The organism is Serratia sp. NGAS9 (assembly GCF_009905295.1).
GTDB lineage: Bacteria > Pseudomonadota > Gammaproteobacteria > Enterobacterales > Enterobacteriaceae > Serratia > Serratia bockelmannii.
In genome coordinates this window covers 4,956,808-4,970,512 of the sequence record NZ_CP047605.1, presented here as the reverse complement: position 1 = coordinate 4,970,512, position 13,705 = coordinate 4,956,808, and the positions used below count along the sequence as shown (strand labels likewise).

Here is a 13,705-nt window from a genome sequence, read left to right as displayed (position 1 = left end):
AGTGAACAAACCCATTATGAAAGCCTTTGCCCAAGTGATTAGCCTAGTCGTGATTAGCGTGGTGGTGATTATTATCCCACCGTGCGGGGCTGCACTTGGACGAAGAAAGGCTTAGCAAACAAGCCGGAATCGCAAGAGAACCCCCGCACCGTCAGGTCCGGGGGTTTTTTATTGGCAAGAGAAAAGTGGAGCAAGGGGCAGAGCATGAAAAACAGAACAAAATCCTGCGGTTGTCGAAGTAAGGCGGGGAAATAACCATGAATGGCGCTCAGTGGGTAGTTCAAGCGTTGCGTACGCAGGGGGTGGATACCGTATTCGGCTATCCGGGCGGGGCAATCATGCCGGTGTACGATGCGCTGTACGACGGCGGTGTGGAACACCTGCTGTGCCGCCATGAACAGGGCGCCGCCATGGCCGCCATCGGCTACGCCCGCGCCACCGGCAAAGTCGGTGTCTGTATCGCCACTTCCGGCCCCGGCGCCACCAACCTGATCACCGGCCTGGCTGATGCGCTGCTCGATTCCGTTCCCGTTGTCGCCATCACCGGTCAGGTGGGGTCCGCGCTGATCGGCACCGATGCCTTTCAGGAGATCGATGTTCTCGGCCTGTCTCTGGCCTGCACCAAGCACAGCTTCCTGGTGGAATCGCTGGACGCCTTGCCGGGCATCATGGCGGAAGCGTTCGCCATCGCCGCCGGCGGCCGTCCCGGCCCGGTGCTGATCGATATCCCGAAAGACATCCAGCTGGCGCAGGGCGACTTGCACCCGCACCTGATGCCGGTCGACGAAGCGCCGGCGTTCCCGGCGGCGGCGTTGGCAGAGGCGGCTGAGCTGCTGGCGCAGGCGCACAAACCGATGCTGTACGTCGGCGGCGGCGTGGGCATGGCGCAGGCGGTGCTGGCGCTGCGTGAATTTATCGCCGTGACCCGCATGCCGAACGTGGCCACTCTGAAGGGGCTGGGCGCGCCGGATGCGCAAGATCCGCTGTACCTCGGTATGTTGGGCATGCACGGCACCAAGGCTGCCAACCTGGCGGTGCAGGAGTGCGATCTGTTGATCGCCGTCGGCGCGCGTTTCGATGACCGCGTGACCGGCAAGCTGAACGCCTTCGCGCCGCACGCCAAAGTGATCCACATGGATATCGACCCGGCGGAGATGAGCAAGCTGCGCCAGGCGCATGTCGCCCTGCAAGGCGATTTGAAAACGTTGCTGCCGGCGTTGCAGCGCCCGCTGAACATCGCCGCCTGGCAGCAGCAGGTGATGGCGCTGAAAGCCGAGCACGCCTGCCGCTACGATCACCCCGGCCAGCCGATCTACGCGCCGCTGTTCTTGCGCCAGCTGTCCGCCCGCAAGCCGGCCAACAGCGTGGTGACCACCGACGTCGGCCAGCACCAGATGTGGAGCGCGCAGCACATGACGTTCGAGCGCCCGGAGAATTTCATCACCTCCAGCGGCCTCGGCACCATGGGGTTCGGCGTGCCGGCGGCGGTCGGGGCCCAGATCGCGCGTCCGCAAGATACGGTGATCTGCGTCTCGGGCGATGGTTCCTTCATGATGAACGTGCAGGAACTGGGCACTATCAAGCGCAAACGGCTGCCGCTGAAGATCGTGCTGCTGGACAACCAGCGTCTCGGAATGGTGCGCCAATGGCAGCAGCTGTTCTTCGACGGCCGCTACAGCGAAACCAACCTGTCCGATAACCCCGACTTCCTGATGCTGGCCGCCGCCTTCGGCATTCCCGGCCAGCGCATCAGCCGCAAGGATCAGGTGGAGGGCGCGCTCGAGGCGCTGTTCAATACCGAGGGCCCTTATCTGCTGCAGGTCTCTATCGACGAACTCGAAAACGTCTGGCCGCTGGTGCCGCCGGGCGCCGGTAACGAAACCATGTTGGAGGAAATATCATGATGCAGCATCAACTCTCGATCCAGGCGCGTTTTCGCCCCGAAATGTTAGAGCGCGTATTGCGGGTCGTGCGTCATCGCGGCTTTCAGGTTTGTGCTATGAATATGGTTTCCCCGACCAACGCCGACAGCATCAATATCGAATTGACCGTTGCCAGCCCGCGTCCGGTCGCCCTGTTGTCATCTCAGTTAAGCAAACTGCTGGACGTCTCCTGCGTCGAGATCCAGCAGCCAACATCACAACAAATACGCGCCTGAGGCGCCGAGAAGGATAAATAACAATGACAAAGAAAGCCGATTACATTTGGTTCAATGGTGAGATGGTTCCTTGGGCCGAGGCCAAAGTGCACGTGATGTCGCACGCGCTGCATTACGGCACGTCGGTATTTGAAGGCGTACGCTGCTACGACTCGCATTTGGGGCCGGTGGTATTCCGTCATCGCGAGCATATGCAGCGCCTGCACGACTCGGCGAAAATCTACCGCATGCCGGTGTCGCAAAGCGTTGACGAGCTGATGGAAGCCTGCCGCGCCACGCTGCGCAAGAACAACCTGGTCAGCGCGTACATTCGCCCGCTGGTGTTCGTCGGCGATGTCGGCATGGGCGTCAACCCGCCGGCCGGTTACAAAACGGACGTGATTATCGCGGCGTTTCCTTGGGGCGCTTATCTGGGTGAAGAAGCGCTGGATCAAGGCATCGATGCGATGGTCTCCTCCTGGCACCGCGTCGCACCAAACACGATCCCCACTGCGGCCAAGGCCGGCGGTAACTATCTTTCCTCCCTGCTGGTGGGCAGCGAAGCGCGTCGCCACGGCTATCAGGAAGGCATCGCGCTCGACGTGCACGGCTACATTTCCGAAGGGGCGGGCGAGAACCTGTTTGAAGTGAAAGACGGCGTGCTCTATACCCCGCCGTTCACCTCGTCGGCGCTGCCGGGCATCACCCGCGACGCGATCATCAAGCTGGCGAAAGACATGGGCTTCGAGGTGCGCGAGCAGGTGCTGTCGCGCGAATCGCTGTACCTGGCCGACGAAGTGTTCATGTCTGGCACCGCGGCGGAAATCACGCCGGTGCGCAGCGTGGACGGCATTCAGGTCGGCATCGGCAAATGCGGCCCGGTGACCAAACAGATCCAACAGGCGTTCTTCGGCCTGTTCAGCGGCAAGACCGAAGACAAATACGGTTGGCTGGATCCGGTAAACCCGTAACGACAAGGCTCGCCGCGCCGCGTGGCGGACGACAAGACAGACAAGATAAGAATATCCAGGCGGTTCGTTCGCCGCCTGTCATAAATACATTTGGAGTGAAAAGAGCATGCCTAAGTACCGTTCCGCCACCACCACCCATGGCCGCAATATGGCGGGTGCCCGCGCATTGTGGCGCGCGACCGGGATGACCGACGCCGATTTCGGCAAGCCGATCATCGCCGTGGTCAACTCCTTTACCCAGTTCGTGCCGGGCCACGTGCATCTGCGCGATCTGGGCAAACTGGTCGCCGAACAGATCGAAGCCTCCGGCGGCGTGGCCAAAGAGTTCAACACCATCGCGGTGGATGACGGCATCGCCATGGGCCACGGCGGCATGCTCTATTCCTTGCCGTCGCGCGAGCTGATCGCCGACTCGGTCGAATACATGGTGAACGCCCACTGCGCCGACGCGATGGTGTGCATCTCCAACTGTGACAAAATCACCCCAGGCATGCTGATGGCGGCGTTGCGCCTGAATATTCCGGTGATCTTCGTTTCCGGCGGCCCGATGGAAGCCGGCAAAACCAAACTCTCCAACCAGATCATCAAGTTGGATCTGGTAGACGCGATGATCCAGGGTGCGAACCCGAACGTCAGCGACGCCGACAGCGAGCAGATCGAGCGTTCCGCCTGCCCGACCTGCGGCTCCTGCTCCGGCATGTTTACCGCCAACTCGATGAACTGCCTGACCGAAGCGCTGGGCCTGTCGCAGCCGGGCAACGGCTCGCTGCTGGCCACCCACGCCGATCGCAAGGAACTGTTCCTCAACGCCGGCAAGCGCATCGTCGAGCTGACCAAACGCTATTACGAGCAGGATGACGAAAGCGCGCTGCCGCGCAATATCGCCAACAAGGCGGCGTTTGAAAACGCCATGACGCTGGACATCGCCATGGGCGGCTCGACCAACACCGTGCTGCACCTGCTGGCTTCGGCGCAGGAAGGCGAGGTGGACTTCACCATGGAAGACATCGATCGCCTGTCGCGCAAAGTGCCGCACCTGTGCAAGGTGGCGCCGAGCACGCAGAAATATCACATGGAAGACGTGCACCGCGCCGGCGGCGTGATCGGCATCCTTGGCGAGTTGGATCGCGCCGGCTTGCTGAACCGCGAGGTGAACAACGTGTTGGGGCTGACCCTGCCGCAGACGCTGGAAGCTTACGACGTGATGCTGACCCGCGACGAAAGCGTCAAGAAAATGTACTCCGCCGGGCCGGCTGGTATCCGCACCACGCAGGCATTCTCTCAGGATTGCCGCTGGGATTCGCTGGACACCGACCGCAAGGAAGGCTGCATCCGCACCCGTGAGCACGCCTACAGTCAGGACGGCGGGTTGGCGGTACTGTACGGCAACCTGGCGGAAAACGGCTGCATCGTCAAAACCGCCGGCGTGGACAAAGAAATCCTCACCTTCCGCGGCCCGGCCAAAGTGTATGAAAGCCAGGACGACGCGGTAGAAGCGATCCTCGGCGGCAAAGTGGTGGCGGGCGACGTAGTGGTGATTCGCTACGAAGGGCCGAAAGGCGGGCCGGGCATGCAGGAAATGCTTTACCCAACCACCTACCTGAAATCGATGGGGCTGGGCAAGGCGTGTGCGCTGATCACCGACGGGCGTTTCTCCGGCGGCACCTCCGGGTTGTCCATCGGCCACGCTTCGCCGGAAGCGGCCAACGGCGGCCTGATCGCCCTGGTGCAGGACGGCGACATGATCGCGATCGACATTCCTCATCGCGGCATCCAGCTGGATGTCAGCGAGCAGGAGTTGGCGGCGCGGCATGAGGCGGAACTGGCGCGCGGCGACGCGGCCTGGACGCCGAAAAACCGTGAACGTCAGGTGTCCTTCGCGCTGCGCGCCTACGCCTCGTTGGCCACCAGCGCCGACAAAGGCGCGGTGCGCGACAAGAGCAAACTGGGGGGATAAGCAGCATGGCGGTCTCTCAACCCCTACCCAGCGCCCCCTGCGGCGCGGAATATCTGCGAGCGGTACTGCGCTCGCCGGTTTACGAGGTGGCGCAGGTCACCCCGTTGCAGGCCATGAGCAAAATCTCTTCGCGTCTCGGCAACACCATTTTGGTGAAGCGCGAAGATCGCCAGCCGGTGCACAGCTTCAAGCTGCGCGGGGCCTATGCGATGATCGCCGGGCTGGACGAAGAGCAGAAGGCGCGCGGCGTCGTGACGGCTTCGGCCGGCAACCACGCGCAGGGCGTCGCCTTCTCCGGTAAACGGCTGGGGATCAAAACGCTGATCGTGATGCCGGTGTCCACCGCGGACATCAAGGTGGATGCGGTGCGCGGCTTCGGCGGCGAAGTGTTGCTGCACGGCGCCAATTTCGACGAGGCCAAAGCGAAGGCAATCGAGCTTTCCCATCAGCAAGGCATGACCTTCGTGCCGCCGTTCGATCACCCGACGGTGATCGCCGGGCAGGGCACGCTGGCGATGGAGCTGTTGCAGCAAGACGCGCATTTGGATCGAGTCTTCGTGCCGGTCGGCGGCGGCGGCTTGGCCGCCGGGGTGGCCGTGCTGATCAAACAGCTGATGCCGCAGATCAAAGTGATCGGCGTCGAAGCGGAAGACTCCGCCTGCCTGCGCGCGGCGCTGGATGCCGGCCATCCGGTGGATCTGGCGCGCGTCGGGCTGTTCGCCGAAGGCGTGGCGGTGAAGCGCATCGGCGACGAAACGTTCCGCCTGTGCCGTGAGTATCTGGACGACGTGATCACCGTGGACAGCGACGCCATCTGCGCGGCGGTCAAAGATCTGTTCGAGGACGTGCGCGCCATTGCCGAACCTTCCGGCGCGCTGGCTTTGGCGGGGCTGAAAAAGTACGTCCAGCAGCACAATATTCAGGGCGAGCGTCTGGCGCACGTGCTGTCCGGCGCCAACCTCAACTTCCACGGGCTGCGCTACGTTTCCGAGCGCTGCGAACTGGGTGAACAGCGCGAAGCGCTGCTGGCGGTGACCATTCCGGAACAGCAGGGCAGCTTCCTCAAGTTCTGCCAACTGCTGGGCGGCCGCTCGGTGACCGAATTCAACTACCGGTACGCCGATGCCGACAACGCCTGCATTTTCGTCGGCGTGCGGCTGACGCGCGGCCACCCCGAACGGCGGGAGATCATCGACGAACTCAACGCCGACGGTTACCAGGTGGTGGATCTGTCGGACGACGAGATGGCTAAACTGCACGTGCGCTACATGGTGGGCGGGCGTCCGTCGAAGCCGCTGCGCGAACGGCTGTACAGCTTTGAATTTCCGGAGTCGCCGGGCGCGCTGCTGAAGTTCCTGCAAACGCTGGGCACGCACTGGAACATTTCGCTGTTCCACTATCGCAGCCACGGTACCGACTTCGGCCGGGTGCTGGCGGCCTTCGAACTGGCGCAATCTGAGCCGGAATTCGAGCGGCACCTGCAGGCGCTGGGCTACGATTGCCACGATGAAACCGACAACCCGGCGTTCCGCTTCTTTTTGCAGGGATGAGTCGAATTGATAAGTAACCGTGACGCATGAGTCAGTTTATGGGTTGCGCGGTTGTGATTTTGTCGTGCATTTTTATACTGCCAAAACTTCTGACGTATAGGGATGCACGACAATGAAAACTGCTTTTTCTACGCCGTTCGGTTCTCCCGAAGACGATTTGACCAACGCCGAGTTTGCCCGCCTGTTGGGCAATACCGGCGTACAAGAATTCTATCGCGATATTAATCTGCAAGCCTTGCAGGACTCGCTGGACTGCAGCCTCGCCTTTCATGGCGTGGGAATTATTTTTTTCGACGGGCAAAACTCATTTTTAGTCCGCCCGACGCAGCACACCGGTTACTCGAACGCTTCGCAGGTTACCCACGTGGTCATCAGCAAAACGGTGGCTCATACCTCGCGCGTTGCCGCGACCAATACGCTGTCGGAAGCGTTGAGCAAACCCAGCGTCAGCAAAGAGCTGGCCTCGGCCGCGCTGTCGTGTGGAACGCTGCTGGTATCGGTCTTTTTACTGGCGTCGGGCAGCGTCGCCGTGCCATTTACCGGCGGTACCAGCTCAGCGGTGGCTTATCTGGGCTATGCCGGCATGGCCGCCAGCGCGTTGCAGTGCGGTAATGGGCTGTACCGCGTCAACAAGCTTTATGACGGGAAAGGCGATGAATTGGCTCAGCTCGATTCAGAGCAGTGGTATATCGCCACCAGTACCGTGCTCGATGTGATCTCGCTGGCCAGCGCCGGGGCCGCCCTGAAGGAAGCGACGATGACCTATCGCGCCATGCGCCGCATTTCGGCGCGCAAGGCGACGGAGTGGCTGAAAAGCATGCCCCGCAGCGAAAGGAAGCGACTGACCGAAAACATCATTCGGGCGGAAAATCCGGGAATTTCCAACAACGTCTTGAAAGAGATGGTGAAGAACGGCCTGTACCCGAAACGCTACCCGACGGAAGCGATCCAAAACGGGCTGCGCCAGCAATTGCACTCGGCGCTCAATAACGCGTTGACGTTTGTCGGCAGCGGCATCAGCGGCACCCTGTCGGCGCCGGTGAATGTGAAAACCACCGGGCAGTATTTTGTGGGCATTATGCAGAAATTGCCGCAGATGGTGAGGTAATGGCGGAGTGGATGATTAAACGCCTGATCGTGCAGGGTCGGGAGATGGAAAGCCAAATCGCGGCGCGCGATCGCGCTCTTTTCGCCGGTGTGGATGCGCAGCTCGAGCAGCATTTCATGACGCCGGGCCAGCGGTTGTCGCCGCCGGGCGTCGGCAACGTCATGTTGCTGATGGTGTGCCTGACGCTGGGGCTGGCGGGCGTGATGGGTCTGGTCACGGATGTGGCGGCCGCCTGGAGCGGCAAGACCTCCGCCGCCGTGTTGATGGGCAGCGGCGCGATCGTGGCGGTGTGGATGACGTTGATCCTGTTCCAACTGGTGCAGGGTAAAAACAGCGGGGTGGTATTGTTGCAATATTACCTTGGCATGCTCGGTCTGTGTTGCCTCGGCGCCGCGGCGGCGTGGGCGGCGGGCATGACCGGCATCGCCACCGGCGCCCTGCTGCTGGGGGGCGTGGTTGGCGGTGCGCTGTTCAGCAACCGGGCGGCGTTCTACCTGTATGTCGCCTATTTCCGCACGCGTCGGCGCGTGTTTATCAAATGCCGTTGGCAGAGGGAAGATCTGCGCAACACCCGATAAACCGTCAGAACGGAAAAACTTATGACGCAACCTTTCTCCGGCTTTAGCCAGCAGGGCCTGAATTTCCTGCAGCAGGTGCGGATCGAGAACGATAAGGCCTGGTTCGACGGCAATCGCGACATCTACGATCGCGAGCTGCTGGCGCCGTTTCGCGCGCTGGTGGAGCAACTGGCTCCCGGCATGCTGGCGATCGACCCGCAGTTCGAGACCCGCCCGGCGATCGGCAAAACGCTGTCGCGCATTCATCGCGATACGCGGTTTTCTCACGATAAATCGCGCTACCGCAGCCGCATGTGGCTGACGTTCAAGCGCCCGAGTAAAGACTGGAAAGACGCGCCGGTCTACTTTTTCGAACTGGGGCCGGACATGCTGCGCTATGGGCTCGGCTACTACAGCGCCAACAAGCCGACCATGGATCTGTTCCGCCATACGCTGAGGCAGCGGCCGCAGCCTTTCCTGGAGGTGGCCGCCTGCTGCCGGCCGCCGTTCGAGCTGGTGGGCGAGCGCTACAAGCGCCCGCTGGTGAAGGAACAGGCGGCGGAGATCGCCACCTGGTACAACCGCAAGTCGTTTGCGGTGATGGTGACGGACAGCGAAGTGGAAAAGCTGTTCAACGCCGATCTGGCGCCGCTGCTGGCCGGGGCATTTTTGCAGCTTGAGCCGCTCTACCACTGGTTGATGCAGGTAGAGACGATGAAGCAGATCGATCCGGCGGACCTTTGAAACCCCGCGTCAGCGGGGATGCAGTAACCGCCAAAAGGCGTCGATCAACGGATCGCTGAGGCGCTTTTTCTGAACGCAGACCCCCAGTTCAAACGGTTCGACCATCGAGATGTTATCCAGCTGCGAGATGCGGTTACGTACCGGCTCCGGGCTGTTGTCCACCACCACGCTTGGGATCAGCGCGATGCCGCAGCCCAGGGCCACCATCGACACGATGGCCTCGTGGCCGCCGACGGTAGCGTAAATCAGCGGATTGCTGATGCGATGGCGGCGGAACCACAGCTCGATGCGTTTTCGCGAGGGGCCGTGCTCCGGCAGGATGAACGGGATCTCGGCCCAGTCGGGCTTGTCGGCGAATGCCTGGCTGCGCACCGCACAGGGCAGCGCCGGCGCGATCAGCACTAGCGGAATTTCGCCGATTTTGGTGAACGCCACGCTGGCGGGCAGCGTTTCCGGCCGGCCGGCGATGCCGAGATCGGCCTCGTTGGACTGCACCTTGTCGACCGCGTCGGCGGCGTCGCCGGTGGTCAGCTTGATCTCTACCAGCGGGTGCTGCGCGCGGAAGCGGTCGAGGATCGGCGGCAGGTGGCTGTACGCGGCGGTCACCGAGCAGAACAGCCGCAGTTCGCCGCTCAGCGAAGGGCCGTGCTGGCCGAGCGAGTGCTTCAGCTGCTGATACTGCAGCAGCGTTTGCTGGGCGAATTCTTTCAGCTGTTCGCCGGCGTCGGTGAGCTGCACGGTGCGGTTATCGCGCAGGAACAGCGGCTGCCCGAGGATCTCTTCCAGCCGCTGGATCTGGCGGGAGAGCGTCGACGGGCTGACGTGCATCGCCTTGGCGGTGCGCCCGAAGTGATGGCTTTCGGCCAGATGCAGGAACAGCTTTAAATCACGTAAATCCATATCGATACGCTCGCAGTGAGAGTGTTGCAAAAATTGCAATGTCACGTTCTCAATATATCAATTTAAGCAACGCATTTCCTGTTATACATTGAGTTTAACGAATCTCCGCACAGACAGGGCGGGGAATGAAAATAACAATGCAAGACAACATCAAACCGGAGTACCACCATGGCTAACTATTTCAACACATTGAACCTGCGTCAGCAGTTGGCGCAATTGGGTAAATGCCGCTTTATGGCGCGCGACGAATTTGCTGACGAAGCCGGCTACCTGAAAGGTAAAAAAGTGGTGATTGTCGGCTGTGGCGCCCAGGGCCTGAACCAGGGGCTGAACATGCGCGATTCCGGTCTGGATGTCGCCTATGCCCTGCGCAAAGAAGCGATCGACGAGAAGCGCGCTTCCTGGCGCAAGGCGACCGAAAACGGCTTTAAGGTCGGCACCTACGAAGACCTGATCCCGCAGGCGGATCTGGTGGTCAACCTGACGCCGGACAAGCAGCACTCTTCCGTAGTGCGCGCGGTGCAGCCGCTGATGAAAGACGGCGCGGCGCTGGGTTACTCCCACGGCTTCAACATCGTTGAAGTGGGTGAGCAGGTGCGCAAAGACATCACCGTGGTGATGGTTGCGCCGAAATGCCCGGGCACCGAAGTGCGTGAAGAGTACAAGCGCGGCTTCGGCGTGCCGACCCTGATTGCGGTTCACCCGGAAAACGATCCGAAAGGCGAAGGCATGGCGATCGCCAAGGCCTGGGCGGCGGCGACCGGCGGCCACCGCGCCGGCGTGCTGGAGTCTTCCTTCGTCGCTGAAGTGAAATCCGATTTGATGGGCGAGCAGACTATTCTGTGCGGCATGCTGCAGGCGGGTTCGCTGCTGTGCTTCGACAAGCTGGTTGCTGAGGGCACCGATCCGGCTTACGCCGAGAAACTGATTCAGTTCGGCTGGGAAACCATCACCGAAGCGCTGAAGCAGGGCGGTATCACGCTGATGATGGATCGCCTGTCCAACCCGGCCAAGCTGCGTGCCTATGCGCTGTCCGAACAGCTGAAAACCATCATGGCACCGCTGTTCCAGAAGCACATGGACGACATCATCTCCGGCGCGTTCTCCAGCGGTATGATGGCCGACTGGGCGGAAGACGATGTGAAACTGCTGACCTGGCGCGAAGAGACCGGCAAAACCGCGTTCGAGAATGCGCCGCAGTTTGAAGGCAAGATCGGTGAACAAGAGTACTTCGATCACGGCGTGCTGATGGTGGCGATGGTGAAAGCAGGCGTCGAGCTGGCGTTCGAAACCATGGTCGATGCCGGTATCATCGAAGAGTCGGCTTACTACGAGTCACTGCACGAGCTGCCGTTGATCGCCAACACCATTGCGCGTAAGCGTCTGTATGAAATGAACGTGGTCATCTCCGATACCGCGGAGTACGGCAACTACCTGTTCGCCAACGCGGCGGTGCCGTTGCTGAAAGACTTCATGACCACTCTGCAGGCGGGCGATTTGGGCAAAGCCGTGGCGGGTACGGCGGTGGACAACGCGCAACTGCGCGACGTGAATGAAGCGGTGCGCAGCCACCCTATCGAAACCGTTGGCCGTAAACTGCGTGGCTACATGACTGACATGAAACGCATCGCCGTCGCGGGCTGATTTTCCGCAAGGCAAAGCACAAAGAGCCGGCAGCGATGCCGGCTTTTTTATGCTTCCGGCGGTGCGATAAGCTGCCGCTCGAGACAGCGCCGGATCGCGTGTTTGGCGTTCGTGACCCCCAGCTTACGCACCGCATTGCCGATGTGGAACTTCACCGTACGGGTTTTGATCCCCAGGATCAGCGCGATCTCGTGGTAGGTTTTGCCCTGGCTGGCCCAATAGAGAATTTCCCCTTCGCGCGGCGAGAGTCGATCCGTCCGGTTCGCCTCGGCATTGGCCAATGTCAGCGCGTGCTGGTGGGTATCGACCAATACCATCTGCAGGTTGGCCCTTTCGTCTTCCATCAGCTGCCGCAGTTCGGCGTCATCGGCCGCCGTCGCGCTGATCGACAAGATCGCCAGGTTGTTGTCGTGATCGTGCAAAACAAAGCTGCAGCCGTGCACGATGTCGTACTCCCGTGCCTGGCTGAAGATCTTCCGGTAATGCCGATCCTCGGTGGTGATTGGGGTGTCGTGCCACATAAAGGGCGCGCAGTGACTATGGGCGGCGCGCACGACGGGGTCGATGCGTTGATAGCGATTGTCGCTGTAGATGTTCAGCCATTCTTGCGGGTAGCTCGATACCAACAGATGGCGATCGGGATGGTGTTTGTTGAAGGTCAAATAAGCATATTTGAATCTGCCAAAGGCGTGCAGCCGGCTGTCCAGATGCAGTCTTGCGGCGACGGCGTTGGCGAATGCGACGGCCATCGGTAACCTCCCTGTCGTTCGGCGATTCAGCCCGACCTGCACCAAAGTCCAGCTAGTCAGTGCGGCGGATTGAAATTTATACTCGGCTAATAAATTCAAAAAGTCGGCAATGCCAAGACCTGAGCTTAGCAGTTCTGGGTATCAATAAGCCAACGCCAGGGAAATTCTTCAATCATCCTCTCATCAATACGTCTGGGAGCCATTGCGCCGGCGGCGAGGTCACCTCGCCGTCGTCTTATTGGTTGGGCATCGCTGCTGCGGGAATGATGGCGCCGCGATGTTGGATCACCGATGCGGCGAGCAGATGGCCGCGCTGCGCCGCCTGCTGGGCGCTGCCGCCGTTCAGGCGTACCGCCAGGTAACCGGCGCTGAAAGAGTCGCCTGCTGCGGTGGTATCCACCACGCGCTCCGGCGGCAGTGCGATCGCCGGTACCTCAAGCCGCTCTCCCTCCACGCTGAACACCAGGCAGGCCTCTGCGCCGCGTTTGATAACGATCTCGCCGACGCCGAGCGCCTGCGTGCGTGCCACCACCTGTTCAACCGGCTGCGCGCCCCACAGCAACGCTTCGTCATCCAGCGTCAGGAAGGCGATGTCGGTGCAGGCCAGCACCTCACGGTAGGCCTGCTGCGTTTCCTCACGGCTTGGCCACAGGCGCGGACGGTAGTTGTTGTCGAAGATGACTAGACCACCGTTGGCACGGCAGCGGCGCAGCAGCGCTAGCAGCTTCGTGCGGTCGGCAGGCGCGAGGATTGCCAGGCTAATGCCGCTGAGGTACAGGTAATCGAATTGCGCCAATCGGTCGCACAGTGCGTCGGCCTGGGGGCCCGCAAGCCAATACCGGGCGGCGGCGTCGTTGCGCCAGTAGTAAAAGGTGCGTTCGCCGGCGGCGTCGGTTTCGATCACGTACAGGCCCGGCAGTTTGTTGTCCAACTGCTGAATCAACCCGGTTTCGATGTTCTCCTGCCGCCAGGCCAGCAGCATCTCGCCGCTGAAGCTGTCGGTGCCGAGTGCGGTGACGTAATGCACCTGCAGCGTCTGTTCCGGCATTTGGCGGGCAAGGTAGACGGCGGTGTTGAGGGTATCGCCGCCAAAGCCGCGCGTCAGCTGTGCGCCCTGCTGTGACAGCTCGATCATGCATTCGCCGATCACGGCGAGATTTCGGATAGTCATCGTCAATAAGCCCTGGCTAAAGAAGAAGCAACAGCCGCCAGTCTCCACGTAAGGCGGTCAGGGAGTCAATAAATTAAAACAGTGTTTTAATTTTTTATGATCGCGATCGACCAACGCCAACAGGGTGAAGAGGAAAGCCTGCGGTAATTCGTGCTTAAAGTTTTACGCGGCGCGGCCGATAAGCTGGGTAAAGAAACAGCGGCAGCGCTCTCACTTC

13 protein-coding genes are annotated in these 13,705 nt (G+C 61.2%); 10 read left to right on the top strand and 3 right to left on the bottom strand.

Going from position 1 to position 13,705, the window contains the following annotated elements:
• The first annotated feature begins 16 nt into the window (after positions 1–16).
• From ilvL to GUC32_RS23500, 9 genes are all read left to right on the top strand, one after another.
• Positions 17–115: an ilv operon leader peptide gene (ilvL, locus tag GUC32_RS23540; protein WP_013814970.1), complete on the top strand. Its 99-nt coding sequence runs from the start codon at positions 17–19 to the stop codon at positions 113–115.
• Positions 116–257: 142 nt separating this feature from the next.
• Positions 258–1,904 (top strand): acetolactate synthase 2 catalytic subunit, encoded by a 1,647-nt coding sequence (gene ilvG, locus GUC32_RS23535; RefSeq protein ID WP_369435465.1) that lies wholly within the window; start codon positions 258–260, stop codon positions 1,902–1,904.
• Positions 1,901–2,158, top strand: coding sequence for an acetolactate synthase 2 small subunit (gene ilvM / locus GUC32_RS23530; protein ID WP_049294986.1), 258 nt, complete (start codon positions 1,901–1,903; stop codon positions 2,156–2,158). The genes ilvG and ilvM overlap by 4 nt, the downstream gene beginning before the upstream one ends.
• Before the next feature lie 23 nt (positions 2,159–2,181).
• Positions 2,182–3,108, top strand: a complete 927-nt coding sequence (locus tag GUC32_RS23525; RefSeq protein WP_016930475.1) for a branched-chain amino acid transaminase — start codon at positions 2,182–2,184, stop codon at positions 3,106–3,108.
• Between the two features lie 106 nt (positions 3,109–3,214).
• A complete protein-coding gene (gene ilvD / locus GUC32_RS23520) occupies positions 3,215–5,065 on the top strand; it encodes a dihydroxy-acid dehydratase (RefSeq protein WP_015379395.1) in 1,851 nt (616 codons plus the stop codon).
• Between the two features lie 5 nt (positions 5,066–5,070).
• Entirely contained in the window at positions 5,071–6,615 is a 1,545-nt protein-coding gene (gene ilvA / locus GUC32_RS23515; RefSeq protein ID WP_043142923.1) for a threonine ammonia-lyase, biosynthetic, read from the top strand.
• A gap of 112 nt (positions 6,616–6,727) precedes the next feature.
• On the top strand, positions 6,728–7,723 hold the full coding sequence (locus GUC32_RS23510) for a hypothetical protein (RefSeq protein ID WP_369435464.1): 996 nt from the start codon (positions 6,728–6,730) through the stop codon (positions 7,721–7,723).
• The gene (locus GUC32_RS23505) at positions 7,723–8,301 is read left to right on the top strand and encodes a hypothetical protein (protein WP_049294982.1); all 579 of its coding nucleotides are present in this window, start codon (positions 7,723–7,725) and stop codon (positions 8,299–8,301) included. The genes GUC32_RS23510 and GUC32_RS23505 overlap by 1 nt, the downstream gene beginning before the upstream one ends.
• Positions 8,302–8,322: 21 nt before the next feature.
• Complete coding sequence (locus GUC32_RS23500) at positions 8,323–9,024, top strand: DUF2461 domain-containing protein (protein ID WP_025304640.1); 702 nt, start codon at positions 8,323–8,325, stop codon at positions 9,022–9,024.
• A gap of 9 nt (positions 9,025–9,033) precedes the next feature.
• Here the strand turns inward: GUC32_RS23500 and ilvY are convergent, their stop codons facing one another.
• Positions 9,034–9,924 carry an HTH-type transcriptional activator IlvY gene (gene ilvY / locus GUC32_RS23495; protein ID WP_004929971.1) on the bottom strand — a complete coding sequence of 297 codons (891 nt, stop codon included), beginning with the start codon at positions 9,922–9,924 and terminating at the stop codon, positions 9,034–9,036.
• Positions 9,925–10,092: 168 nt separating this feature from the next.
• Here ilvY and ilvC point away from each other — a divergent pair, with 168 nt between their 5' ends.
• Positions 10,093–11,568 carry a ketol-acid reductoisomerase gene (ilvC, locus tag GUC32_RS23490; protein WP_025304638.1) on the top strand — a complete coding sequence of 492 codons (1,476 nt, stop codon included), beginning with the start codon at positions 10,093–10,095 and terminating at the stop codon, positions 11,566–11,568.
• Between the two features lie 47 nt (positions 11,569–11,615).
• Here ilvC and GUC32_RS23485 read toward each other — a convergent pair whose 3' ends face one another.
• Together GUC32_RS23485 and GUC32_RS23480 are read right to left on the bottom strand one after the other, a co-directional pair.
• Entirely contained in the window at positions 11,616–12,317 is a 702-nt protein-coding gene (locus GUC32_RS23485) for a LuxR family transcriptional regulator (protein WP_151429184.1), read from the bottom strand.
• 235 nt (positions 12,318–12,552) lie between these two features.
• A complete protein-coding gene (locus GUC32_RS23480; RefSeq protein WP_049209490.1) occupies positions 12,553–13,488 on the bottom strand; it encodes a sugar kinase in 936 nt (311 codons plus the stop codon).
• Between the last annotated feature and the right edge of the window lie 217 nt (positions 13,489–13,705).

Excerpts from the sequence above, each read along its gene's own strand:
- ilvL (WP_013814970.1), top strand. The coding sequence starts at position 17 with ATGAAAGCCTTTGCCCAAGTGATTAGCCTAGTCGTGATTAGCGTGGTG.
- ilvG (WP_369435465.1), top strand. The coding sequence starts at position 258 with ATGAATGGCGCTCAGTGGGTAGTTCAAGCGTTGCGTACGCAGGGGGTG.
- ilvM (WP_049294986.1), top strand. The coding sequence starts at position 1,901 with ATGATGCAGCATCAACTCTCGATCCAGGCGCGTTTTCGCCCCGAAATG.
- GUC32_RS23525 (WP_016930475.1), top strand. The coding sequence starts at position 2,182 with ATGACAAAGAAAGCCGATTACATTTGGTTCAATGGTGAGATGGTTCCT.
- ilvD (WP_015379395.1), top strand. The coding sequence starts at position 3,215 with ATGCCTAAGTACCGTTCCGCCACCACCACCCATGGCCGCAATATGGCG.
- ilvA (WP_043142923.1), top strand. The coding sequence starts at position 5,071 with ATGGCGGTCTCTCAACCCCTACCCAGCGCCCCCTGCGGCGCGGAATAT.
- GUC32_RS23510 (WP_369435464.1), top strand. The coding sequence starts at position 6,728 with ATGAAAACTGCTTTTTCTACGCCGTTCGGTTCTCCCGAAGACGATTTG.
- GUC32_RS23505 (WP_049294982.1), top strand. The coding sequence starts at position 7,723 with ATGGCGGAGTGGATGATTAAACGCCTGATCGTGCAGGGTCGGGAGATG.
- GUC32_RS23500 (WP_025304640.1), top strand. The coding sequence starts at position 8,323 with ATGACGCAACCTTTCTCCGGCTTTAGCCAGCAGGGCCTGAATTTCCTG.
- ilvY (WP_004929971.1), bottom strand. The coding sequence starts at position 9,924 with ATGGATTTACGTGATTTAAAGCTGTTCCTGCATCTGGCCGAAAGCCAT.
- ilvC (WP_025304638.1), top strand. The coding sequence starts at position 10,093 with ATGGCTAACTATTTCAACACATTGAACCTGCGTCAGCAGTTGGCGCAA.
- GUC32_RS23485 (WP_151429184.1), bottom strand. The coding sequence starts at position 12,317 with ATGGCCGTCGCATTCGCCAACGCCGTCGCCGCAAGACTGCATCTGGAC.
- GUC32_RS23480 (WP_049209490.1), bottom strand. The coding sequence starts at position 13,488 with ATGACTATCCGAAATCTCGCCGTGATCGGCGAATGCATGATCGAGCTG.